The 24258-nt window shown below is 72.9% G+C and carries 21 protein-coding genes and 1 pseudogene; 11 read left to right on the top strand and 11 right to left on the bottom strand.

From position 1 onward, the window contains the following. Positions 1–604 precede the first annotated feature (604 nt). The 4 genes from rpsF to rplI all read left to right on the top strand — a co-directional run bounded on the left by rpsF (position 605) and on the right by rplI (position 2242). Complete coding sequence (gene rpsF / locus FHX32_RS09290) at positions 605–895, top strand: 30S ribosomal protein S6 (protein ID WP_076468436.1); 291 nt, start codon at positions 605–607, stop codon at positions 893–895. A 77-nt stretch (positions 896–972) separates the two neighbouring features. Next, positions 973–1500 (top strand): single-stranded DNA-binding protein, encoded by a 528-nt coding sequence (locus FHX32_RS09285; protein ID WP_199235687.1) that lies wholly within the window; start codon positions 973–975, stop codon positions 1498–1500. 41 nt (positions 1501–1541) lie between these two features. Next, on the top strand, positions 1542–1781 hold the full coding sequence (gene rpsR / locus FHX32_RS09280; protein WP_007073789.1) for a 30S ribosomal protein S18: 240 nt from the start codon (positions 1542–1544) through the stop codon (positions 1779–1781). A gap of 14 nt (positions 1782–1795) precedes the next feature. Beyond that, positions 1796–2242: a 50S ribosomal protein L9 gene (gene rplI, locus FHX32_RS09275; protein ID WP_088996664.1), complete on the top strand. Its 447-nt coding sequence runs from the start codon at positions 1796–1798 to the stop codon at positions 2240–2242. A gap of 157 nt (positions 2243–2399) precedes the next feature. On the opposite strand, the gene FHX32_RS09270 is transcribed toward rplI, so the two are convergent. After that, on the bottom strand, positions 2400–3995 hold the full coding sequence (locus tag FHX32_RS09270) for a hypothetical protein (protein ID WP_167180333.1): 1596 nt from the start codon (positions 3993–3995) through the stop codon (positions 2400–2402). Positions 3996–4376: 381 nt separating this feature from the next. Between FHX32_RS09270 and FHX32_RS09265 the strand changes: the two genes are divergently transcribed. Beyond that, complete coding sequence (locus tag FHX32_RS09265) at positions 4377–7076, top strand: replicative DNA helicase (protein WP_486480977.1); 2700 nt, start codon at positions 4377–4379, stop codon at positions 7074–7076. A gap of 286 nt (positions 7077–7362) precedes the next feature. On the opposite strand, the gene FHX32_RS09260 is transcribed toward FHX32_RS09265, so the two are convergent. From FHX32_RS09260 to FHX32_RS09245, 4 genes are all read right to left on the bottom strand, one after another. Further along, positions 7363–7770, bottom strand: coding sequence for a TFIIB-type zinc ribbon-containing protein (locus tag FHX32_RS09260; protein WP_167180332.1), 408 nt, complete (start codon positions 7768–7770; stop codon positions 7363–7365). Positions 7771–7789: 19 nt separating this feature from the next. Next, positions 7790–8422 (bottom strand): phosphoribosyltransferase family protein, encoded by a 633-nt coding sequence (locus tag FHX32_RS09255; RefSeq protein WP_167180331.1) that lies wholly within the window; start codon positions 8420–8422, stop codon positions 7790–7792. A 106-nt stretch (positions 8423–8528) separates the two neighbouring features. Next, the gene (locus tag FHX32_RS09250) at positions 8529–9818 is read right to left on the bottom strand and encodes a glycosyltransferase family 87 protein (protein ID WP_167180330.1); all 1290 of its coding nucleotides are present in this window, start codon (positions 9816–9818) and stop codon (positions 8529–8531) included. Positions 9819–9892: 74 nt separating this feature from the next. Further along, positions 9893–12409, bottom strand: coding sequence for a bifunctional diguanylate cyclase/phosphodiesterase (locus tag FHX32_RS09245; protein ID WP_167180329.1), 2517 nt, complete (start codon positions 12407–12409; stop codon positions 9893–9895). A gap of 815 nt (positions 12410–13224) precedes the next feature. Between FHX32_RS09245 and moaC the strand changes: the two genes are divergently transcribed. Genes moaC through FHX32_RS09225 form a run of 4 tightly spaced genes read left to right on the top strand, consistent with a single transcriptional unit; the run spans position 13225 to position 15905 of the window. Then, positions 13225–13716 carry a cyclic pyranopterin monophosphate synthase MoaC gene (gene moaC, locus FHX32_RS09240; RefSeq protein ID WP_167180328.1) on the top strand — a complete coding sequence of 164 codons (492 nt, stop codon included), beginning with the start codon at positions 13225–13227 and terminating at the stop codon, positions 13714–13716. Beyond that, positions 13713–14183: a MogA/MoaB family molybdenum cofactor biosynthesis protein gene (locus FHX32_RS09235; protein ID WP_486480976.1), complete on the top strand. Its 471-nt coding sequence runs from the start codon at positions 13713–13715 to the stop codon at positions 14181–14183. Before moaC ends, FHX32_RS09235 begins: the two co-directional genes overlap by 4 nt. Positions 14184–14220: 37 nt before the next feature. Then, positions 14221–15480, top strand: coding sequence for a molybdopterin molybdotransferase MoeA (locus FHX32_RS09230; RefSeq protein ID WP_167180327.1), 1260 nt, complete (start codon positions 14221–14223; stop codon positions 15478–15480). Further along, the gene (locus FHX32_RS09225; RefSeq protein WP_088996653.1) at positions 15477–15905 is read left to right on the top strand and encodes a molybdenum cofactor biosynthesis protein MoaE; all 429 of its coding nucleotides are present in this window, start codon (positions 15477–15479) and stop codon (positions 15903–15905) included. The genes FHX32_RS09230 and FHX32_RS09225 overlap by 4 nt, the downstream gene beginning before the upstream one ends. 23 nt (positions 15906–15928) lie before the next feature. Here FHX32_RS09225 and FHX32_RS09220 read toward each other — a convergent pair whose 3' ends face one another. From FHX32_RS09220 to FHX32_RS09210, 3 genes are all read right to left on the bottom strand, one after another. Continuing rightward, positions 15929–16774, bottom strand: coding sequence for an IS5 family transposase (locus FHX32_RS09220; protein ID WP_109901909.1), 846 nt, complete (start codon positions 16772–16774; stop codon positions 15929–15931). A gap of 139 nt (positions 16775–16913) precedes the next feature. Continuing rightward, on the bottom strand, positions 16914–18359 hold the full coding sequence (locus tag FHX32_RS09215; RefSeq protein WP_167180326.1) for a glycosyltransferase 87 family protein: 1446 nt from the start codon (positions 18357–18359) through the stop codon (positions 16914–16916). Between the two features lie 215 nt (positions 18360–18574). Next, positions 18575–19120: a DoxX family protein gene (locus tag FHX32_RS09210; RefSeq protein WP_167180325.1), complete on the bottom strand. Its 546-nt coding sequence runs from the start codon at positions 19118–19120 to the stop codon at positions 18575–18577. Between the two features lie 133 nt (positions 19121–19253). Between FHX32_RS09210 and FHX32_RS09205 the strand changes: the two genes are divergently transcribed. Next, positions 19254–19799 carry a GNAT family N-acetyltransferase gene (locus tag FHX32_RS09205; protein WP_167180324.1) on the top strand — a complete coding sequence of 182 codons (546 nt, stop codon included), beginning with the start codon at positions 19254–19256 and terminating at the stop codon, positions 19797–19799. A gap of 51 nt (positions 19800–19850) precedes the next feature. Here FHX32_RS09205 and FHX32_RS09200 read toward each other — a convergent pair whose 3' ends face one another. From FHX32_RS09200 to FHX32_RS34945, 3 genes and pseudogenes are all read right to left on the bottom strand, one after another. Further along, complete coding sequence (locus FHX32_RS09200) at positions 19851–21092, bottom strand: ATP-binding protein (RefSeq protein WP_167180323.1); 1242 nt, start codon at positions 21090–21092, stop codon at positions 19851–19853. Between the two features lie 156 nt (positions 21093–21248). Next, positions 21249–21665, bottom strand: coding sequence for an LppU/SCO3897 family protein (locus FHX32_RS09195; RefSeq protein WP_167182473.1), 417 nt, complete (start codon positions 21663–21665; stop codon positions 21249–21251). Positions 21666–22213: 548 nt separating this feature from the next. After that, positions 22214–22498, bottom strand: a pseudogene (locus FHX32_RS34945) (LppU/SCO3897 family protein); the annotation flags it as partial. A 707-nt stretch (positions 22499–23205) separates the two neighbouring features. On the opposite strand from FHX32_RS34945, the gene FHX32_RS09185 reads away from it, so the two are divergent. Next, entirely contained in the window at positions 23206–24234 is a 1029-nt protein-coding gene (locus tag FHX32_RS09185) for an EamA family transporter (RefSeq protein ID WP_208418018.1), read from the top strand. Positions 24235–24258: the final 24 nt, after the last annotated feature.

The raw sequence follows: 24258 nt of genomic DNA, 5'->3' as shown, positions 1-24258 counted from the left end.
GTGACGCCCGCCGCCGATTCGCCCTGCCCGCGTCACCGGACGGTTCGGCGATCGTTGAGGGGAGTGGGATCGACGGTCGGCTCTCCGACAGGTCGTGGCGCGCGTCGTGGCGTCCGCTGCCGCAGACCGTCGCCAGAGCGGGGCAGCCCCCGTCGTGCGGCCCGGCGCGACGGGGGTCAGCCCCACCGGCGATCGGCGTCCGAAGGCCCGGAAAAAGAATTGTCGGAGATTTAGCCATTTACCCCGACAAGCGGCGAGTACCGACGTATCGTCGGTAACAACATGATAAAGCTCCGCGGGGCGTCCCCGGTCCAACCTCATCGGTGTGGTCGTTCCTCCCCAGGTCCCACCCAAGGAATGCGGACGGGACGCCCCGCGGCCTCGTTGACGGGGGCCGGCCACGACAGCACTGTCGTGGCCGGCCCCCGTCACCGCGTCCGGCGCCGGCCGCCGCGACCTGCCCGGACATGATCGTCCGGACCGGGTATCCTGGTGCGGTTGTCCGCGCCCGGGTTGGATCCCCCGACTCCGGAGCGGGCCACGACGCACGACCTCCTGCCACGGAAGGACCGTGGCCGCTTAGCCCACAGGAGGTGAGCACGTCTTGCGTCATTACGAGATCATGGTGATCCTCGACCCCAGCCTCGAGGAGCGCACCGTCGCCCCGTCGCTCGACACGTACCTGAACGTGATCCGGACCGCGGGTGGCTCGGTGGAGAAGACCGACGTGTGGGGCCGACGGCGCCTCGCGTACGAGATCAACAAGAAGGCCGAGGGCATCTACGCCGTCATCGACCTGCAGGCGACGCCTGCGGCGGTGGCCGAGCTGGACCGTCAGCTGCGACTCAACGAGTCCGTGCTGCGCACCAAGGTCATCCGGCCGGAGATGCGCTGAGCATCCCCCGGTAACGCCCGGATCAGCCTCACCGGGCTGTCGGAGGGTTCTGAGAACCTGTACGGCAGAACGGATGAGTGCGCGAGGAGATGGTCATGGCAGGAGACACCACCATCACGGTCATCGGCAACCTGACCGATGACCCCGAGTTGCGGTTCACCCCCTCCGGTGCCGCGGTCGCCAAGTTCCGGGTCGCCTCGACGCCCCGGTTCATGGACAAGGCGTCCGGCGAGTGGAAGGACGGCGAGCCGTTGTTCCTCTCGTGCACGGTCTGGCGGCAGGCCGCCGAGCACGTCGCGGAGTCGCTCCAGCGCGGCACCCGCGTGATCGTGTCCGGCCGGCTGCGTCAGCGGTCCTACGAGACCCGCGAGGGTGAGAAGCGCACGGTCATCGAGCTGGAGGTCGACGAGATCGGCCCGTCGCTGCGCTACGCCACGGCGAAGGTGCAGAAGATGTCCCGCTCCGGCGGCGGTGGCGGCGGCTTCGGTGGCGGTGGTGGCCAGGGCGGCGGAGGCAACTTCGACGACCCCTGGGCCTCGGCTGCCCCCGCGCCCTCCCGTTCCGGTTCGGGCGGCGGAAACTTCGACGAGGAGCCCCCGTTCTAATGGCGCCGAGCGCCCGCGATCGCAAACCAGGAGCAAGAGCAATGGCCAAGGCTGCGGCACTGCGCAAGCCGAAGAAGAAGGTGAACCCGCTCGACAAGGACGGGATCACCTACATCGACTACAAGGACACCGCGCTGCTGCGCAAGTTCATCTCCGACCGCGGCAAGATCCGCGCTCGGCGGGTGACCGGCGTCACCTCGCAGCAGCAGCGGCAGATCGCCCGTGCGGTCAAGAACGCCCGTGAGATGGCGCTCCTGCCGTACACCGCGACGGCGCGCTGAGGGGAGGCACCGACATGAAGATCATCCTGACTCAGGAGGTGTCCGGCCTCGGTGCCCCGGGCGACATCGTGGAGGTCAAGGACGGCTACGGCCGTAACTACCTGCTGCCGCAGGGCTTCGCGATCGCCTGGACCAAGGGTGCGGAGAAGCAGGTGACGCTCATCAAGCGCGCCCGCTCCGCCCGGGAGATCCGCGACCTCGGCCACGCCAACGAGGTCAAGGACCAGCTCGAGGGCCTCAAGGTCAACCTGAAGGCCCGCGCCGGCGACGGCGGCCGGCTCTTCGGCTCGGTCACCCCGGCCGAGATCGTCGACGCCGTCAAGGCCGCCGGCGGTCCGGTCCTCGACCGCCGCCGGCTGGAGCTGCCCGGTCACATCAAGTCGATCGGCTCCTACCCGGTGCGCATCAAGCTGCACCCCGAGGTGACCGCCAAGTTCGACCTCAACGTCGTCCAGGGCTGACACCCACCAGCACCACGGCAGGGCCTCGCACCGATCGACCGGTGCGGGGCCCTGCCGCTTTCCGTACGTGCCACGCCGGTTCGGCCGTCCATCTGGCGGTGTGCGGCCAGCTCGCCGCCGTGCGACGTGACCCCGTACGGGCGGCGGGCGCGGGGCGTCAGCCGATCGGCTGGCCGGTCACCGCGCTGATCATCACCGTGGACAGACCACCACCCACCACCGCGGCGGCCAGCGCCACCGTGGTCGACCGCCAGGTGGTCCCCACCCGACGCAGCAGCAGCGCCACCACCAGGCTGCTCGCCAGGGCCAGCCCGAAACGCGGCATGCCCTCCAGCATCGAACCGAGCGCCCGGGCACGCGGCGAGTCGCAACCACCGCCGCTGATGTCGGTGACACAACCGGCCGGCGCCTGGCCGTCGAGGGTCAGTAACCAGAAGAAGACCATCACCGCCGGCAGCAGGTAGCAGGCGGCGGTGTAGAGCAGCGGCCGCAGCGAACCGCCCTCATCCGGGTCGAGCAGGTCGTCCTCGAGACGCCGCGTCCAGGCTCCCGCGCCCGCCGGCCGGGCCTGTCGTACGGCCGCCGGCGAGCCAGCCCGCGGCGTGCCGACCGGATCGACGCGCCGGCGTGGCGCGGAGCGTGGGCGTGGCGCGGTGTAGCCGACCACCGGCGAGCGTGGGGCCGACACCGGCGCGTCCACCCACCGGGGATCGTCGCCGGCCAGCCGGGTGCCGGACCAGAAACCCTGCTCCGGCCCGTCCTGCCCCCGCCACGACCAGGTCCCGGCGGAGCCGTCGGAGCGCGGCGGCGTCGTCCGGTCCCACCCGTCGTCGCGGTACCGGTCCCACTGGCCGGTGCTGTCGGCGGATTGGTACCACTGGCCGGTGCTGTCCGGCTCGTCCCACCGGCCGGTGCCCGACGCCCGGTCCCAGCGGTCGGTGCCGGTGGCCGGCTGCCACGCGTGCATCCCCGAGGCGTCCCACGGATCCACCGCCGGGCGGTACGCCGGCTCGTCGGGTTCCGCGCTCCGCTCCCACGGGTCGACGGTCGGCCGGGCCGAGGACTCCGCCGACGCCCGTCGGCCTCGCCGGGACGGCCGCTCCAGCTCCGGCTCGACGGTGGCGCCGGTGGTTTCCTCCTCGCCGCCGGACCAGATCACCTGCTGCTGGCGCGACGGCGTGCGGCGCGGGCGGCTCTGTGGCGGGACTCCGGAGACCGGATCGTCGTCGGCGCGGCGGCTGCCCACGTAGCCCTGCTCCTGCGGGCGGTCGAAGGTCCACTCGCGGGTGTGGTCCGACGCGGGGGCGGCCTCGATCGCCGGCACCTCCCGCCAACTGGTCTCCGCTACGCGGCGCCAGCCGGTGGTGCTCTCGCTCGCCCGCCAGTCACCCGTGGACTCGGAAGCCCGCCAGTCGCGAGCGGGCTCGCCCGTCCGCCAGTCGCCCGTGGCGTCGGTCGTCCGCCAGCCGCCGCCGGAGGAGGGTGGGTCGGCGTCGTCGTCGTCCGGAGCGGCGTGCCGGCCACCACCGTCGGCACTGCGTACGCCCGACTCCAGTGCCCAGCGTGGCAGGTAGGTGTCGACCGGCTCCTGCTGGCCGCGTTCGATCGCCCGGCGGCGGCTTGGCGTCCGGTAGCCCTCGACGTCAGCGGAGTAGGGATCCGCCGGGAGCGGACCGGCGGGATCGTCCCAGCGGGCGACCGACCGTCGCTCGCGCGGACCATCCTCTCCGCGTCCCCAGTCCCGGTAACTCACGGCCGGAGCGTGACCCTTCTCAACCGATAGCGCAATCCGCTGTCCAGGTGTAGCCGTTCGCTGGAGATAGTACGGGACGATCGACCCACGGGATCGACCGAAAACTTCCCGCCCACAGGGTGTGGATCGCGTTTTCCCAGGTCAGAGCCGTATGGCCAGGAATTCCCCAGCCGTTGTCCACAGCCTGTGCACACCCTGCGCACATGCTCGCCCACCAGCGTCCACAGGTTGTCCCGAGGCTCGTCCACCGGGGCTGTTGAGTGCCTGAGCTCGGTTTCCGTATGGTTACCCCCCGACCGACCGCGAGATGACCCCCGATCGACCCGGCCGGTCGGGAGATTGTCGTACCCCGGCGGTAGAGCTGGATGAGGATCCGACGCAGTGGAGGGGGGCCCGGTGTCGGTCACCGATGACATGCGGTCGGAGTCGCGCGCCGGAGGGCCGCCGCCCGCCCCGGCGCAGCCCGACGGGCAGTTCGACCGCACCCCGCCGCAGGACGTCGCCGCCGAGCAGTGCGTGCTGGGCGGCATGCTGCTCTCCAAGGACGCGATCGCCGACGTTGTCGAGATCCTCAAGACCAACGACTTCTACCGGCCGGTGCACGCCACCATCTTCGACACCATCCTGGAGATCTACGGCCGGGGCGAGCCGGCCGACTCGATCACGGTGGCGGCGGCGCTGGCCGACTCGGGCGACCTCGTGCGGGTGGGCGGCGCTCCCTATCTGCACACCCTGATCGCCAGCGTGCCGACCGCGGCGAACGCCGCGTACTACGCGCGGATCGTCAGCGAGCGGGCGGTGCTCCGGCGGCTGGTCGAGGCCGGCACCAAGATCGTGCAGCTCGGCTACGGCACCGCCAACGGCGGCAGCCGGGACGTCGACGACATCGTCGACCTCGCCCAGCAGGCCGTCTACGACGTCACCGAGCGCCGGGTCAGCGAGGACTTCGCCGTCCTCGCCGACATGCTCCAGCCGACCCTCGACGAGATCGAGGCGGTGGGCGCCCAGGGCGGCGTGATGACCGGTGTGCCGACCGGCTTCACCGATCTCGATCGGCTGCTCAACGGCCTGCACCCGGGGCAGCTCATCATCGTGGCAGGCAGGCCCGGCTTGGGCAAATCGACCGCAAGTATGGACTTTGCCCGAAATGCTGCTATTCGGGCCAACCAGGCGGCGGCCATCTTCTCGCTGGAAATGAGCAAGGTCGAGATCGTCATGCGACTGCTCTCGGCCGAGGCCCGGGTACCGCTGCACGTGCTGCGCAGCGGTCAGCTCTCCGACGACGACTGGACCAAGCTGGCCCGGTGCATGGGCGAGATCAGCGAGGCGCCGCTCTTCGTCGACGACACGCCGAGCATGAACCTGATGGAGATCCGGGCCAAGGCGCGGCGGCTCAAGCAACGGCACGACCTGAAGATGATCGTGGTCGACTATCTCCAGCTGATGACCTCGCCGAAGCGCACCGAGAGCCGTCAGCAGGAGGTCGCCGACCTGTCCCGGGGCCTCAAGCTGCTGGCAAAGGAGGTCGAGTGCCCGGTCATCGCGGTAAGCCAGCTGAACCGTGGCCCGGAGCAGCGCACCGACAAGCGTCCGCAGTTGTCCGACCTCCGAGAGTCGGGCTGCTTGACCGCCGAGACTCGGCTGATTCGCGCCGACGACAACTCAGAGGTCACGCTTGGCGAGATGCTGACCTCCGGGGCCAGGGACATTCCGGTCTGGGCGCTTGACGACAGCCTCCGCTACACGCCGCGCACCATGACGCATGTCTTTCCGAGTGGCACACGTGAGGTCTTCCGGATGACGTTGGCATCCGGGAAGCAGATCGACGCGACGGCCAACCACCCCTTCCTCACCTTCGGCGGATGGATGCCACTCGCCGAACTGACGTCAGGGACTCGGCTGGCCACGCCCAGGCACGTACCACCACCACTTGAGATCCGGCCGTGGGCAGAGGCCGAGGTCGTGCTGCTGGCACACCTCCTCGGCGACGGCTCGTTCGTACGTCGTCAGCCGGTCCGATACGCCAGCCGCGATGAGATGAACCTCCAGGCGGTGTCGGAGGCGGCGAAGCACTTCGGCATCTCCACCGTGCGCGACGAATACGAGGCCGCCAGAGTGACGACCCTTCGGCTGCCCGCGCCGTACCGCCTGGCTCGCGGCCGGCGCAACCCGGTCGCCGAGTGGTTGGACGGGCTGGGCCTGTTCGGGCTCAGGTCGCACGAAAAGTTCATTCCGCAGGGAGTCTTCGGTCTGCCAAAGGAGCAGATAACCATGTTCCTGCGGCATCTGTGGGCGACTGACGGCTCGGTGACGGTCAACAGGTCAGGCCGCGGCGGCAGGGTGCACTTCTCCTCGACGAGCCGCAGGATGCTCGAAGACATCTCACGCCTTCTGCTCAGGTACGGCATCACTGCCCGACTGAAGGCCATACCCGTGACGCATCACCGCCCCCAGTACACCCTCGACATCTCCGGGCGGGACGACCAGTTGCGCTTCCTGCGCGAGATCGGTGTGCACGGGGAACGGTCCCGCAACTGCATTGACCTGCTCGCCTCGTTGGAGGCGATGGAGAGCAACACCAACGTCGACACCGTGCCCCGCGAGGTCTGGACCAGGGTCAGGCAGATCCTCGCGGAGCAGGGAGTGAGCCAGCGCGAGTTCGCCAGCGCGATCGGAACCCAGTTCTGCGGGAGTGCGCTGTGGAAGCGCGCGCCGAGTCGATCCCGGCTTGCCAAGATCGCCTCTGTCCTCGATGCCGCTGACCTCGACCTGCACGCGACGAACGACATCTTCTGGGATGAGATCGTATCGATCGAGTCGATCGGTGAGCGGGAGGTGTTCGACGCGACCGTGATGGGGACGCACAACTTCATCGCGAACGGCATCGCCACCCACAACTCGATCGAGCAGGATGCTGACGTTGTGATCCTGCTGCACCGGGACGACTACTACGACAAGGAGTCGCCACGGGCCGGAGAGGCCGATTTTATTGTTGCCAAGCATCGAAATGGCCCGACCGACACCATCACCGTCGCCGCGCAACTGCACCTGTCCCGCTTCGTCGACATGGCCATCGGCTAGGCCTCGTCGGCGCTCAGCCGAGCAGCGGGAACCAGCCGGCGACCTCGCCGAGTTCCAGCCGGTCGCGGTCGGTCAGCGGCAGCCGTCCGGTCGCCTTGAGCAGTCCGCCCGGCCGGCGGCGCGTACCGCGGTGCCCGATCCCTGGCCGCGCTCCGGCCCGCGCGGTTCGGGGCCTCCCGACGGTCTCCCGGTTGTCATGGGAGGCAGCGTCGCACGAGGGGCCCGGTTCGGCACGCCGACGTGCGCGACCGGGCCGGCGCGTCGCCGGCCCGGTCGGCTTCGGTGCTCAGCCGAACATCTCGTCGAGGAAGCTCTTGTGCTTCTTGCGCCGGTAGTGCCCGTGGTAGCCGTAGTGCTGGCCGTGGCCGCCGTAGGCCGGGGCCGGCGGGTAGCCGTGCGCGGGCGGCGGGGGCGGCGGCACCGCGCCGTAACCGGGCTGGTGCGGCGCGGGCGCGGGCGGAGGCGGCGGGTAGCCCCCTTGCGGCTGACCGGGCTGACCGGGCTGACCGGGCTGACCGGCTGGACCGGCGACGGCGTGCTGGCGGTTCCAGTTCGCCTCCGCCTCGAACAGCTTCTCCAGTTCGCCGCGGTCGAGGAAGATCCCTCGGCACTCCCCGCACTGGTCGATGACGACGCCGCTGCGTTCGTACTGGCGCATTTCTCCGTGGCACTTGGGACAGGTGAGGCTCATCACCCGACGGTACCCGGTCCGGTCACGCGGTCGCCGTCAGCGCCTCCGTGACCTCGTCGTCGGAGACCTCGTGGAAGTCGTCGTAGTAGGCGCTGACCGCCATGAACTCCGGCGGGTGCTGGGCGCAGACGACCTGGTCGGCCTCGGCGGAGAGCATCTCGTACGCCTCCTGCGAGCCGACCGGCACGGCGACGACCACCCGGCGGGCGCCCAGCCGGCGGGCGACCTCCACGGCGGCCCGGGCCGTGGCGCCGGTGGCCAGGCCGTCGTCGACGATCACGGCGGTACGCCCGGCGAGGCCCAGCGGTGGCCGGCCGGCCCGGTAGAGCCGCTCCCGCCGGTCCAGCTCGGCCTGCTCGCGGCGGGTGACCTCGGCGATGTCCTCGGCGCTGAGTCGGCTCGCCACCTGGTCGTTGAGCACCTGCACGCCACCCGGCCCAAGCGCGCCGAAGGCCACCTCGGGTGCCCAGGGCATGCCGAGTTTGCGTACCACCAGCACGTCCAGGGGCGCGCCGAGCCGTTCGGCGACCACCTCCGCCACCGGTACGCCGCCGCGCACCAGGCCGAGCACGATGACGTCCGGTTCGCCGATCAGGGCGGTGAGCCGGTCGGCGAGCATCCGGCCCGCCTCGGCCCGGTCGCGGTAGGTGGTCATGTTCCAGGTGTACGCCCTGCCGCCGTCCTTCGCCCGCCAGTTCGCGGAACCGGTCGGCCGGCCCGTGCGGCTCACTCGGGGTCGGCTCGCCGCGCCGACGCGAGCATCACGGTGACGTCGTGGCGGGCGAGTCCGCCGGCACCGGCCGTAGCGCGGGCGCCCAGACCAGGAACGCGATCGGATAGAGCAGGTAGCCGAACCGGGTGGACGGCATCAGCAGGATCGCGGCGAGCAGCCCGTACCCGCAGATCAGCGCGGTGGTGACGGCGCTGCGCGGCGGGCGGCGGGCGAGCCGGACGGCGATCGCCAGCCCGGCCGCGACGAGCAGCGCGGCGGCGATCAGCCGGCCGGCCGGCAGCGTGCTGGCGATCAGGTGCCCGGGGAAGGGGGACTGGGCGGGGCTGGTGACCAGGCCGTGGCCGAGCGGGAAGCGGAGCACGTTCTCGACCAGCGCGTCCCGGTCGACGAGCAGCACCGGCAGCAGCGCGGCGACCGGCAGGCCGATGGCGCCGGCCGCGACCCGCAGCCCGGCCCGGCGGGTCGCCCCCCAGACGATCAGGACGAGGGCGACCGGCCAGGCGAAGAGCTTCAGCGCGCCGGCGACGCCGACCGCGATGCCCGCCGCGCCGGGCCGGTCGGCGGCGGCGAGGGCGAGCGCGAGCAGGCAGAGCGTCAGGACGGGCAGGTCGTCACCGCCGGTGGCCAGGGTGAGCGCGCAGATCGGCAGTACGGTGGCCGCCTGCACGCCGCGCAGCAGTGCGCCGTCCCGGCCGGCGGTCCGGCCGCCCGGCCGGCGCAGCGCGCGGACCGCCAGGGCGAGGGCGATCGCGGTGCCGACCGCGAACCACACCCGGGCGTCGGTCCACCAGGTGTCGACGGCCGCCCGGGGCAGCCCGAACAGCGCCATGCCCGGCTGGTACGGGGTGTATCCGAGCAGTTGCTCGCCCGGTGGCAGGGCGGCGATCGCGTCGTGCCCGAGGTAGGGGGTGCCGGTGTCGACGAGCCGGCCGCCGGAGTGCTCGACCACCAGCACCTCCTCCTGCGCCCGGTCGGTACGCCCACCGGCCCGTTGCACGCTCTGCGCGACCAGCGGCAGCAGGGCGGTGGTGGTCCAGGCGAAGGCGGTGACCGCCCAGCGTGCCGGCAGCCCGGTCAGCGGTGACGCGGGTGACTGGCGGTGGAGCAGGAACTGGCCGGTGGCGGCGAGGGCGGCGAGGAGGTAGCCGACCGCGGCGAGGCCGCCCCAGGCCCGGTGCGGGAGCAGGGTGGAGGTGACGGCGGTGATCGCGGCGAAGGCGGCGGAGACGGCGTACAGCCCGAGGTCGAGGGCGAGGCCGCCGGCGGCGGTGTCCAGCTTCTGCCAGACGGGACGTCGGGTGGCGGGGGCGGCGGTCACGCGCGCCAGTCTGGCAGACCGCCGGCGGACGGCTCGCGGGCCGACGCGGTGGAGGTCGCGGGCGCGGATCCGGTTCAGGCGGGCAGGTGCCGGTCGGTGCGGCCGCGGCCGTTCTGCCGGCGGCCCGGGGCGAGCCGGATCACCGCGCCCGCGTCGTGCAGCGGGGCCGCCAGCGACCCGGGACTGCCGCCGGAGCCGCGTTGCAGAGCGGCCAGCAGGGTGCCGGCGGGCATCGGCCGGCCGAAGAGGTGGCCCTGCCCGGCGGCGCAGCCCAGCTCCCAGAGCGCGCGGCGCTGCGGTTCCCGCTCGACGCCTTCGGCCACGACGGCGAGGTCGAGGCTGCGCCCCAGGTCGAGGGTGGAGCGGATCACCGCGGCCGCCTCGGCCGAGGTCTCCATCTCGGTGACGAAGCTCCGGTCGATCTTCAACTCGTGCACCGGGATCCGGGAGAGCAGCGAGAGCGACGAGTAGCCGGTGCCGAAGTCGTCCAACGCCAGCCGGACGCCCTCGTCGCGAAGCCGGCTGAGCACCCGGTCGACCACGTCCAGCTGGCTGAGCGTGAGCGTCTCGGTCAGCTCCAGCACCAGCCGGTCGGGCGGCAGATCGTGCGCGCGCAGCCGGGCCAGCACCGAGCCGGGGAAGCGGGCGTCGAGCAGGCTGCGCGGGGAGACGTTGACCGCCACCGGCACGTCGAAGCCGGCGTCGCGCCAACTGCCCGCGGCGAGGAGCGCCTGGTCGAGGATCGCTTCGGCGAAGGCGGGAAGCAGGCCGGAGCGTTCCACCGCCTCCAGGAAGCGCAGCGGGTCGATCACGCCGTGCACCGGGTGGTGCCAGCGGGCCAGCGCCTCGGCGGCGGTCACCACGCCGGTGCCCAGGTCGACGATCGGTTGGAAGTTGACGCTGAACTCCTGGTCGGCCACGGCGCGGGGCAGCTCGCCGCCGAGGGCCAGCCGGCCGAGGTCGGCGGTGTCCCGGTTCGGGGCGTAGGTGGAGGTCCGCTGGCCGGCGCGCTTGGCCTGGTACATCGCCACGTCGGCGCGGCGCAGCAGTTCGGCCATCCCGCCGCTGGCCGGGGCGGCGGCGATTCCGCCGCTGGCCTCCACGCTGATCCGCATGCCGTCCAGGTCGAACGGTTCGTGCAGCGCGCCGAGCAGCGCCTCGGCCCGGTGCGCGGCCACCGCAGGCGCCGGCAGCCCGCGCAGCAGCACGGCGAACTCGTCGCCGCCGAGCCGGGCCACCAGGTCGCTGTCCTGGGCGGCGCCGCGCAGCCGGTCGGCGACCTGCACCAGCACCTGGTCGCCGGCGGCGTGCCCGAGGGTGTCGTTGACCTCCTTGAAGTGGTTGAGGTCGATCAGCACCAGGGCGGTCACCCCGTCGGCGTGCCGGGCGCTGAGCTGTTCGGTGCCCTCCTCCAGCAGATGCCGGCGGTTGGCCAGCCCGGTGAGCGGATCGTGGGTGGCGGCGTACGCGTGCTCGTCGGCGACCCGGGCCAGCTCGGCATACGCCTGCGCGTTGCGCACGGCGGTGCACAGGGCCGAGGCGAAGGTGCGCAGCGTGTACTGCTCGCGTTCGGAGAGCTGCACCGGCCCCCGGAACCGCAGCCGGAGCACGCCCACGTCGACCGCCCGGTCGTGCCCTTCCAACAGCATGGGGACGACGGTGCTGTCGACGCTGGTGGGCTGGCCGGCCGGCCCGTCGTACGTGATGCCGCCGCCGCCCCGGACGGTGCGACCGCCGTCGCGCAGTTCGATCTCCACCTCGTCGGCGGAGAAGAGTTCGGCGGCCTGGGTGACCGCGGTGGTGAGGACCTTGTCCAGGTCGACCACGTTCAGTGCGTCGGTGGTGCGGGCCAGCCGCTGCCACGCCTGCTGCTCGGTGCGGGTGCGGAACCGGGTGGAGTAGGCGAGGTGCAGGCTCAGCACGAGCGGCGGCAAGGCGAGCAGGAGTCGGGGATCCGCCTTGACGATGAGCAGGGTGCACACGGCGATGACGTACCGCACCGCGTATCCGGCCAGCCGCAGGTCGAGGTTGCTGCGGAACTGGCGGGAGATCCGGGTGTCGGAGGCCAGCGCGATGACCGGGATGGCGAGGAGTTCGTCCAGGAACACCGCGACGAGGTAGACGACGGCGAGCAGGCCGACCATCCGCAGCGCGTCGGCCGACTGCCAGGCGGCGTCGAGCAGCGCGAGCATGGACCCGGCGCCCCAGGCGACCACGATGTTCTTGCCGACGCCGAAGGCGATCTTGATCGGGGCGAGTCGGAAGGAGGCGATGGCGACGCCCACGCCGGTGCAGAGGACCACCCAGGGCGTGGGGGCGATGGCCACGCCGATGACGATCGCGGTCTCGTTCCAGCTGATCAGGTGGCTGGTCGACCGGACGCGGATCCGCGCCTTGACGAGCGTGCCCACCGCGATCATGAAGACCAGCATCACGAGGGTGCCGACGTCGTTCCCGGACCGTGGTGCGGCCGACGTCAGGGCGAGCCGCAGCGAGTCCAGCGCGACGATCGCGGCGACAACGACGACGAGACCGACGAGCAGCCGCAGCTGCCGATCGGTCTCAGTGTCGCGTCGCCTGAAAAGAGTCACTCCACTCCCGGGTGACCGCCCGCACCTGCTGGCAGCCTACCGCCGGGAAGCCGGGAGAGCTCCGGACGATTTCAGCCCCAGTCGTTGCCGCGCATGCCGCTGCCCCTTCCGTTCACACGCGAGAGTCGCATTTAGCCGGACGTGTCGTCTGGCTGATGAAACGGAGCTTAAGTGAAGAAGGGCATGGTTAGCAGTGATAAATGTCGGTATCCTCAACATTAGCTAATACCATGCCTAATGGTGACGTTCTGTCGACCAGATATGCGCGGAGAGCATATGGATGTTCTCTCCTTCGCAGTCGATCCGTCGCGCAATGTGCCGCCCGGCCGCGAGTCCTTGGAAAGATGGTCCCCGTCCCTCCAGTCTGCGGGCAAGGCGGCGTCGGCTCATCGTCGTTTCGGCCGGTGTCGGGCTTCCCGGGCCGGCCCGAGACCCCGGGCGATCATCTTTCGACCCCGCTGACCAGCGGCAATGCTGCAACTTGCAGGAAGTGAGTTGCGTTCGGGTCACGTGCTCGACGAATTTTGTGGAGATTCACGTGGTTGGCCACCTCCCCCACCCGCGCGACAATCGCTAACGGGAACGGATACCCGGCCGGTGAGCGCTTCTCGCAATGGTCCGGTAACAGCTGGATGGCCCCTCGTCATCCGCGGAATGACGAACGTCGTTCGGTAAGCCCGTCGACGGCGCGGTTCCGCCGCCGCCGAATCCACGGAATCCGGCACGCCCGAATGCCGAGCGGATATGTCGTCCACTCCCCATCCGGTGAGCGGGTGCGGCGCCCTGCTTCCCCGCCGCCCGATAGGCTCGCCCCCGTGACCGAACCCGCGCAGCTCACCCACGTCGACCCGGCCGGCGCGGCCCGCATGGTCGACGTCTCCGCCAAGCCGGTCTCCGGCCGGGAGGCCGTCGCCGCCGGCCGGCTGCGGACCACCCCCGAGGTGGTCGACCTGCTGCGCCGCGACGGGCTGCCCAAGGGCGACGCGCTCGCCGTCGGGCGGCTGGCCGGCATCATGGGCGCCAAGCGCACCCCCGACCTGATCCCGCTCTGCCACCCGATCGCCCTGCACGGGGTGACGGTCGACCTGACCCTCACCGACGACACCGTGGAGATCACCGCGACCGCCCGCACCGCCGACCGGACGGGCGTGGAGATGGAGGCGTTGACCGCGGTGGCCGTCGCCGGGCTGGCCCTGGTCGACATGGTCAAGGCGGTCGACCCGGCGGCCAGCGTCGACGCGGTCCGGGTGCTGCGCAAGACCGGCGGCAAGACCGGTGAGTGGCTCCGCCCGGAGGGCCGGCCGTGATCCGCGCCCGGGTGGTCGTGGCGTCCAACCGGGCCGCCGCCGGCGTGTATGCCGACACCAGCGGCCCGCTGCTCGTCGCCGGCCTGCGCGCGCTCGGCTGCGAGGTGGCCGAGCCGGTGGTGGTGCCCGACGGCGAGCCGGTCGGCGCGGCGCTGCGCGCGGCGGTGGCCGACGGGATGGACGTGGTGGTCACCAGCGGCGGCACCGGCATCAACCCGTCGGACCGGACCCCGGACGTGACCCGGGCGCTGCTCGACTACGAGATTCCCGGCATCGCCGAGGCGATCCGGGCGCACAGCCGCGACAGGGTCCCCGCCGCGGCGCTCTCCCGCGGGCTGGCCGGCGTCGCCGACCGCACCCTCGTGGTCAACCTGCCCGGCTCCACCGGCGGCGCCCGCGACGGGCTCGCCGTGCTCGGCCCGATCCTCCACCACGCGGTCGACCAGATCCGCGGCGGCGACCACTGAGCCGCCCCGAGGCCGGCCGCCCGGATAGGCTCGGCCGGTGAGCACGGACACCGCATCCGCCGCCGGCCGGGTCACCGCGCCGCCGCCGGCCGGCTGGGAAGAGGCCCGCGACCGGGCGTACGCGGTCGGGCTGGCCGCCGCGCTGCCCGCCGAGCGCCGGCCGCTCGCCGAGACCGACGGGCACACCCTGGCCGAACCGTTGACCACCCGGACCGACCTGCCCGCCTTCCCCACCTCCAGCGTGGACGGCTGGGCGGTGCGCGGCGCCGGCCCGTGGCGGGTGGTCGGGCGGGTGCTGGCCGGCGGCAACCCGGCCCCGCTGACCGAGGACGGCACCACCGTCGAGATCGCCACCGGCGCGATGGTGCCCGAGGGCGCCACCGCCGTGCTGCGGGTCGAGGAGTCCAGCCGTACCGCGGACGACCTGGTCGACGGCGTACCGCGACCGGCGCCCGAGTGGCGCGCGCCCGGCGAGGAGGCCTACGCGGGTGAGGAACTGCTGCCCGCCGGCACCCCGGTCGACCCGGCCTTGATCGGCCTGGCCGCCTCCTGCGGCCAGGACGCCCTGCTGGTGCGGCGGCAGCCGCGGGCCGCCCTGCTGGTCTTCGGCGACGAACTGCTCACCGAGGGCCCGCCGGCCGCCGGCCGGGTCCGCGACGCGCTCGGCCCGGCGGTGCCGGCCTGGCTGCGCCGCTACGGCTGCCAGGTGCGCCCGGCCGACGTGGTGGGCCCGGTGGCCGACACCCTGCCCGCGCACGTGGCGGCGGTACGGGCCGCGCTGGCCGACGCGGACCTGGTCTGCACCACCGGCGGCACCATGCACGGCCCCGTCGACCACCTGCACCCGACGCTGACCGCGCTCGGCGCGGACTACGTGGTCAACACCGTGGCGGTGCGGCCCGGCTTCCCGATGCTGCTGGCCCGGCTGGTCGGCGACGACGGCCGGGTGCGGTTCGTCGCCGGGCTGCCGGGCAACCCGCAGTCCGCCGTCATCGCGCTGGTGTCCCTGGTCGTCCCGCTGCTCGCCGGCCTGGCCGGCCGGCCGATGCCGGTGCTGCCGCACGCCACCCTCGCCGAACCGGTGCCGGGCCGCGGCGACCACACCCATCTGGCGCTGGTCCGGCTGGACCGGGTCGCGAACACCGCCCACCCGGTCCGGCACGTCGGCTCGGCGATGCTGCGCGGGCTGGCCGGCGCGGACGGCTTCGCGGTGATCCGCCCGAACACCTCCGGCGAACCGGGCGACCGGGTGCCGGTGCTGCCGCTGCCCCTGCTGCCCGGGGAGCGTGCCTGGTGACCGCCCCGACGACGACCTACGGCGGGGTGACCGACCAGCCGCTCGACCTCGCCGCGCACGAGGCCGCGGTCGCCGACGTCCGGGCCGGCGCGGTGGTCTCGTTCCAGGGCGTGGTCCGCGACCACGACCACGGCCGCGCGGTGACCAGCCTGGAGTACGAGGGCCACCCGAGCGCCGAGCGGGTGCTGCGCGAGGTGGCCGCCGAGATCGCCGCCGACCCCGAGGTGTACGCGGTCGCCGTGTCGCATCGGATCGGCCCGCTCGGCATCGGCGACGTGGCCCTGGTCGCCGCGGTGAGCACCGCCCACCGGGCGGCGGCGTTCGCGGCCTGCGCCCGGCTGGTCGACGAGGTCAAGGCGCGGCTGCCGATCTGGAAGCGGCAGGTGTTCGCGGACGGCACCGAGGAGTGGGTCAATTGCCCCTGAGAAAGTGTTGGGTAACCGGGTAGCTACTTCTGGTTGAGTTCGTCGTCGAGGCGTCGGGCTGCCTCGGCCTCGATCGGGCCTTGCGGCTCGACGTCCTCACCGGCCAGGCGCGCGGCCATCAACCGGATCATCGCCACCTTGATCATCGCTTCGGCGTGCGCGGGCTTGCGCTCGTAGTCGCGGGCCAACCGTCTGCACCGTCCCAACCAGGAGAAAGTTCGTTCCACCACCCACCTACGGGGTAGCACCTGGAAGCCTTTCACGTCGGCGTTGCGGGCCACGATCTGCAACTCGATGCCGGCGTGGGTGCGGGCCCAGTCCAGCAGGCTCGCGTCGACGCGGTTGACGTAGCCGGCGTCCGCCCAGACCAGGCCCAGCAGCGGGAACGTGTCCGTGACGCCTGCCAGCACCAGCTTGGCCCCGGCACGCTCCTGCACAGACGCGGCGTGCACTACGGCCTTGAGCAGCAGCCCTGCCGTGTCGACGAGCAGATGCCGCTTACGGCCCCGAGTGCGTTTGGCGGCGTCGTAACCGATCGCCTCCCCGCCTTGGTGACTGTGCGCGGTCTGCGAGTCCAGCACCGCCGCCGACGGCTGCGGGTCACGGCCCTCGGCCACCCGCACCGCGTCTCGCAACTGGTCGTGGACTCGATCCCACGTGCCATCAGCGCTCCAGCAGCGAAACCACCGGTAGGCCACATCCCACGGCGCCAGGTCATGCGGGACATGCCGCCAGGCACAACCGGTACGCAGCACATACAGAATCGTGTCGATCACCAGCCGACGCGGATAACCCAGCGGCCGCCCACCCCGGCGTGGATCCCGCCGCGGCAGCAGCGGCTTGATCACTGCCCACTGCGGATCGCTCAGTGAGGACTCGTACCCCGGCTTACAGACACAACGACACGGACGTGATCTTTACCGACACAGCCATCAAAGATCACACCGAGGTATCACAACACTTTCTGAGCGGCGGCCCCGCTCAGCGGCGGGCGTCCGGCGGTCCCGCTCAGCGGCGGGTGTAGAGCGCGGCCTGCCGGCCGAGCCGGTCGGCGTAGAAGACCGGCTCCGCGCCGGGCCGCCAGGGCAGCGCGGCCACCAGCACGATCAGCGCCAGCGCCAGCGAGTTCTCCATCAGGGCGCCGAACAGACCGTCCTGGTAGTGCGAGACCTCGGGCAGCTGGTGCTCGTACGGCCAGATCGGCGAGACCAGGAAGAGCAGGTAGAGCCCGGCCGCGGCCACCCCGTGCCGCATCCCGGTCAGCGTCGGGTACCAGATCGGCGGGCGTAGTCCGTTCACCCCGGGTGGCCCCCCGTACGACGACGCCTGCGCCGCCCGCTGGTTGAGGCCCCGGCTGGCCTCGCGGCGGCGTACCGCGGCGTCGGCCAGCACGATGATCGCCGGGATGACCCAGATCAGGTGGTGCGTCCAGGAGATCGGGCTGATCACGTTGGCGGTGAGCCCGACCAGGGTGAACGCGGTCAGCTCGTCGCCGTCGGCGTGCGCGTTGGCGGCCCGGGACAGGCCCAGCGCCAGCATCAGCACGGCGAAGGCGAGCCAGAGCAGGCCGGGTGTCTCGATCGAGTCGTAGAGGCGGGCGAGCAGGCCGGCCAGCGACTGGTTCGGCGTCATGTCCGCCGCGCCCACCCGCTCGGTCTGCCACAGCACGTTGCCCCAGTAGGCGCGCGACTCGGTGCCGACGATGGTGAAGGTGCCGATGGTCACGCCGACGGCGGTGCCGACGGCGGTGGCCGCCGCCCGCCACTGCCGGGTGATCATCAGGTAGCCGATGAAGAGTGCGGGGGTCAGCTTGACAGCGGTGGCCAGGCCGATGCCGGCACCGGCCCACGCGCCGCTGTAGACGAACCGCAGCAGCGCGCCGTCTGCGTCGGCGAAGTGGGTGCCCCGGCGGGAGCGCCAGCGCAGGCCGATGAGGTCGGCCATGACCAGGGCGAAGAGCAGCACGTTGACCTGGCCGTAGCCGAGGGTCTCGCGGACCGGCTCGATCGCCGCCGCGAGCGGCACCGCGATGGCGACCGTGTACCAGAGCGGCCAGCCCAGCCGGTCGACGATCGGGCGCAGCAGCCCGGCCAGCACCACGGCCAGCGCGGCGAGGCTGCCCAGCGCGTTGACCAGCCCGGCCGCCTGGACCGGCAGGTGCGCCATCGGCAGCATGACCAGCCCGGCGAAGGGCGGGTAGGTGAAACCCAGGGTGGTGCCGGGTGCGATGAAGTCGTACAGCTCGTGACCGCTCGCCCACCACACCACCGCGCCATGGTAGATCTTCATATCGAAGAAGTTGTACGGCCGCCCGAAAGCGCCGATGGCAAGCCATGCGGCGTAGGCGACGGCGGCCACGATGCCGGTCCGTACGACTGTCCTACGATCGATCCCACGCGTTACGCGACGGACTGGGGCGAGGCGGTCCACCCGTCTTCCGACGGTCGCCGGCATGGCGTGGCCACCCCCGTACCAAGGTCGTCCTACCCGTCCAGGTCCGGTACGGAGCCTAGAACGGTGCCTCACGTTACTGCCTCCCGCGTTATGCGACCGTGTCCGATCCCACACATGTTTTTGATATTTCCACCGCGTTAACGCCTACCTGGCGGTTCAGGTGATTCGCGGCGTTGGGAGGGGTGAGACTGGTAAGGGGATGGTATAGACGCAGGTCAGCCGGGAAGTCGCCGGGCCGTCGAGGCGGACCGTACGGCGATCCGGGCCTCCCGGCGGGCGGTCCGGACGGCGCGCTGCACCGAACGTCGAGAGTGGCCGATGCGATGACCGGTGCGCCAGCGCAGACCCGGCTTCCCCTCGGTGTCGGCCGCGGCCAGCAGCAGCCCGCCGAACAGACCCAGGTTCTTCAGGAAGTGGATCTGGTTGTTGTTCCGCGCCGCCGGGTCGTCGTTGTTCCAGAAGGGATGCCCGGCGATGGTCACCGGGACCAGGGTGCCGGCGAGGACCAGCGCCGCCGGGCGGGCGAACTTCCCGGTGGCCAGCATCAGGCCGGCACCGACCTGGACCGCCGAGTTGACCCGGATCAGCGTGGTGGTGTCGGTGGGGATGCGGGGGTTGGCCCGCTCCAGCAGCGGCGTCACCCGGTCCGTCACCGGCTTGGCGGCCGTCACCAGCCGCTCCGGGTTGGCGAAGTTACGGGCCCCGCTGACCACGAAGATGCCGCTCAACATGGCTCGGGCGAGGGAGCGTACGGGTTTCATGGATCAGTCATACCCCGTCGCGGGCACGGCTACCCCGGCAACCGCCGATCCGATCGGCCGACGTGGACGTCACGCCACGCCGATTCGAGCGACCGTCGCTGATGGACCGGCCGGGGCGGGTAACGTCGCCCGGGTGACCACGCTGCGGCTCCGCCCCGAGGATCCGGCCGACGTCGGCCCGATCCACCGGGTGCTGGCCGCCGCCTTCGCCCGCCCCGACGTAACCACCCCGCCGGAGGTGGGGCTGGTCGACGAGCTGCGCGACAGCGACGCCTGGCTGCCCGAGCTGGCCATGGTGGCCGAGTACGGCGGTGAGGTGGTCGGCTACGCGCTGCTCACCCGGGTGCGGGTGCGCTCCGACGAGCACACCGCGCCGGCGCTGGCCCTCGGCCCGGTGGCGGTCGCCCCGCACCGGCAGCGGATCGGGCTCGGCACGGCGGTGGTGCAGGCGGCCCTCGACGCGGCCACCGAGCTGGGCGAGCGGCTGGTGGTGGTGCTCGGCGCGCCGGCGTACTACCGGCGGTTCGGCTTCGTCCGCGGTGACCGGATGGGCCTGACCAGCCCGTGGTCCGGGCTCGGCGAGCCGTGGCAGGCCCTGGTGCTGCCGCCGGCCAGCAGCGGCGACGGCCCGCCGCCCACCGGCGAGGTGCTCTTCCCGGCGGCCTGGTCCCGGGTCTGACCGCTCGGGCCCGGCACCGGTCGTCCTGCGGATGCCCGCACGACCCCCGGCTCAGGCCGGCTGGGTGCGCAGGTACCGGCCGAAGTGCGGGACGGTGAAGGCCACCGTGCCCCGCTCGCCGGAGTAGATCAGCCCCTTCTTGATCAGCGCGTCCCGGGCCGGCGAGAGACTGGCCGGCTTGCGGCCCAGCGCCCGGGCGATCTCCGCGGTCGGCACCGCGGCGTCCATGTCGTCCCGGCCGCCCCCGTCCGCCTCGCCCTCGATCAGCGAGAGGGTGGCCATCGCGCGCATGTACTCGCGCTCCGCCGGGGTGGCCCGCTCGAACCGGGAACCGAAGAAGCCGACCGCCAGCTCCGCCTCCGCCTCGGGCGCGGCCACCCGGACGTCCGCGGCGGTGATCGGCGAGCGGGGTGCGTGGTCCCAGGTGGCCTTGCCGTACGCCTGCACGAAGTACGGGTAGCCGCCGGACTTCTCGTACAGCAGGTCGAGCGCCTTCTGCTCGTACTCCACCTCCTCGCGCTCGGCCGGCGCGCAGAGTGCCTGGTCGGCGGCGATCCGGTCGAGCCGGTCGATCCGCTGGTACCGGAAGAGCCGCTCCGAGTACGACTTGGCGGCGCTGAGCACTGCCGGCAGGTGCGGCAGCCCGGCGCCGACCACGATCAGCGGCGCGCCGAGCTGGGACAGCTCGTGGCAGGCGGCGCAGAGCGCGGAGACGTCCTCGGGGCCGAGGTCCTGCATCTCGTCGATGAAGATGGCGATTCCGGTGCCGACGTCGCTGGCCACCCCGGCGGCGTCGGTGAGCAGCTCGACCAGGTCGATCTCGATGTCGCCGGAGTCGGCCCGGCCGCTGGCGGCGGGCACGTCGATGCCGGGCTGCCAGCGGTCCCGCAGCTTCGGCGCGGCGCCGCCCCGGCCGGTCGGCGCGGAGCGCTGGGCGAATGCCTTGAGCACCCCGAGGAAGGCGTCGATCCGGTCCGGCGCGCGGTGTCGCGGAGCGAGTTCGCGGACCGCCATGTGCAGCGCGGCGGCGATCGGGCGGCGCAGCGACTGGTCCGGCCGGGCCTCGATCTTGCCGCTGCCCCAGAGTCGGTTGATCGCCTGCGAGCGGAGGGTGTTGAGCAGCACGGTCTTGCCGACGCCGCGCAGCCCGGTGAGCATCAGGCTGCGTTCCGGCCGGCCCCGCGCGATCCGCTCCAGCACGATGTCGAAGACGTCCAGCTCGCGTCCCCGCCCGGCGAGTTCGGGCGGACGCTGGCCGGCGCCCGGGGCGTACGGGTTGCGGACCGGATCCACGCCTCGCACAGTATCGGGCCGTCTAGCGGGGAGGCTAGACATCCGTAGATGGGGCTACCGCGTGTCGTGCCAGCGAACTGGCCGGCCGGGACCGCCTCGAGACAAAACTAGGGCTGTCTAGCGTCCACGCTAGACAGCCCTAGTTTCCGCGATGGCCTACCGCTTCCGCAGGCAGAGCACGTAGTCGAAGAGGTCGACCGAGTTGTCGTGCACGTAGTGCGCGGTCGACCGGGGTGCGCGCGTCTTGCACTGGTCGGCGTCCGTGGTCGCCGGCAGCCGCAGCAGCACCTCGTACGTGTTCGGGCCGCACGGCACCTTGCGCAGCTCGGCGTCGTCGTCGGTGCCGTCGTTGACCACGCAGTCGCCCTTGGCGTAGTCGTCGTCGTCCCTGGTCGGGCTCGGCTCCGCGCTGCTCTCCTCCGGGCTCGGCTCGGCGGTCGGCTCGGCCGACGCGCTCGCCGACACGGACGGCGCCGGGCTCGGGTCGTCGTCCTCGGCGGCCTGGTACACCGCCCAGCCGGCCAGGCCGAGGCAGGGGCAGAGGACCAGCACCACGACCAGGCCGATGATCAGGGCGATCTTCCCGCCGCCACCCCGCTTCGCCGGTGGGGCGGGCGGCGTACCGAACTGGCCGGGGGCCGGCGGCGGTGCGCCCCACTGGCCGGCGGCCGGCTGGCCCGGCTGCGGCCCGGCCGGCGGGAACGGTCCGGGCGGCGGCGGGTATCCGGCACCCGAGGTGGGGGGCGGGTAGCCGGCACCGGGCGGTGGCTGGCCCGGCCCGGGGGCCGGCGGCGGGTAGCCGGCGGGCGGCTGCGGCGGCTCGGCCGGCTGCGGTGCGCCCGCCGGCGGCTGGGCCCACATCGGCGTGGTGGGCGGCTCGGCGCCGCCGGAGACGGGCTGGCCCCACTGCGGCTGGGTGGGCTGGTCCTGGCCGGCGGGCGGCTGGCCCCACTGGGGAAGGGTGGGCTGATCCTGACCGCCCGCCGGTGGCTGGCCCCACTGGGGCAGCGTCGGGTCGGCGGGTCTCGGGCCCTCCGGCCCGGCCGGCGGCCGCTGCGACGGGTCGTCCGGCTGGCCGGATGGTCCGTAGGTGGTCATCTCTCTCCCAGGGGTGCGGTGGTTCAGCGCTGCTTCAGGCAGAGCACGAAGTCGAGGGTGTCCAGCTCGCTGTCGAAGAAGTACCAGTTGGTGTAGCCGGCGACCTTGGCGCACTTGGCCTCGGCGTCGCGCTCGCCGCTGGTCGCGCCGTCGAAGCGGCGCAGCACCTCGTACGTCTTCGGCGCGCAGTCGCTGATCAGCAGTTTGGGCTTGCCACCGGGCGCCCCCTCGTTGCGGACGCACTGGCCGGCCTTGACGAACCGGGGGTCGGCGGACGCCTCCGGGGCCGGTGCGCTGGGCGCCGGACCCGCGGCGGTCGGCTCCGCGCCGTCGGCGGGGGCCGAGGCGGACGCACCGGCGGCGGCGGTCGGCGGCGGGTTGTCGTCGTCCTGGCCGAGCAGGTAGAGCACCGCCGCCCCACCGCCGAGCACGAGGACCAGCACGGCCGCCAGCACCGCGATCAACGGGCCGCGGGAGCGCGGGCGCTCCGGCGGCGGGGCCGGTTCCCCGGCGTACGGTGCGGCCGGCGCTCCGGCGCCCGGATAGCCGGCGTACGACTGCTCGCCCGGCCGGTACTGGCCCGGCCCCGGCTCGCCGTAGCCCGGCTCCGGGCGGTACGCCGGCTCCGGTGCGTACCGGGGATCGGCCGGGTAACCGGGATCGGCGGCGTACCCGGGATCGGCGGCGTACCCGGGATCCGCGGGGTACCCGGGATCCGCGGGCCGGTACGGCCCGGACCCGTACCGGGGGTCGTAGGACGGCTCGGTGGGCCGGTAGGGATCGGCGCCGTACGGCTGCCCCGGCCGGCGCTGCTGGTAGGGATCCTCGGACCCGTCCCACCCGCGCCGGCGGTCCGGCTCGTACGGCTCGTCGGGCCCCCGCCCGCGCCACGGCTCCGGGGAACCGCCACCTGGTGGTCCGTAGTTCGCCATGCCGTCCTCCTGGAACCAAGTGGTGAGAGGCCGGCCACCAACGAGGGACGCCGACGCCCAGGCCACCGTAGCGTGGACCACCAATGAGCTCACCTCCGCCAAGTGCGTCCCCGTCCACCGGCCCGGACAGCCGGCCCGGGCCGAGCATCGCCGCCGGTCATCCAGGCGCCGCCGCGCCCGCGCTGATCTGGACCGCGCTGCTGCTGGTCTACGTGCTGTGGGGCTCCACCTACCTCGGCATCCGGATCGCCGTGGAGTCCCTGCCACCGCTCGCCTCGGCGGCGGCCCGGTTCGCGGCCGCCGGTCTGGTGCTCGCGGTGGTGCTGCGGCTGCGCCGCGGGCCGCGGGCACTGCGGGTCGACCGGCGCCAGCTCGCCTCCGCCGCGGTGGTCGGCGTGCTCCTGCTCGCCGGCGGCAACGGGCTGGTGGTGCTGGCCGAGTCCGGGCCGCCCGGGGTGGCGGTGCCGTCCGGCATCGCGGCGCTGCTGGTCGCCACCGTGCCGCTGCTGGTGGTGCTGCTCCGCTCGGCCACCGGCGACCGCCCCCGGCTCTGGACGCTGGCCGGGGTGAGTCTGGGCTTCGTCGGGTTGGTGCTGCTGGTGCTGCCGAGCGGTGGGGCGGACGCCGTACCGCTGGTCGGCGCGCTGACCGTGGTGGTCGGGGCGGCCTCCTGGTCGATCGGCTCGTTCCTGTCGGGCCGGATCCGGATGCCCGCCGACCCGTTCGTCGCCACCGTGTACGAGATGTTCGCGGGGGCGGCGGTGCTCGCCGTCCTCGCCGTCGGCCGGGGCGAGCTGCGCGGCTTCGATCCGGGCGCGGTCACCACCCGCTCCTGGCTCGCCCTCGGCTACCTCACGGTGGCCGGCTCGCTGGTCGCCTTCACCGCGTACGTCTGGCTGCTGCACCACGCGCCGATCTCGCTGGTCGCCACGTACGCGTACGTGAACCCGGCGGTCGCGGTGGCGCTCGGCGCGCTGCTCGTCGCCGAGCCGATCACCGCGCAGGTGCTGCTCGGCGGCGCGGTGATCGTGGCCGGGGTGGCCCTGGTGGTGAGCACCGAACGCCCGCGCCGGCCGGCCGAGCCGGCAACCCCGGAGCCGGCGCGCCGCTGACGTCCGGCCCGAGCCACGCGCCTC

It is taken from the genome of Micromonospora sp. CNZ280 (assembly GCF_011759515.1).
Note: the sequence above shows the minus strand (reverse complement) of the source record. Positions and strands in the feature narration are given on the sequence as shown.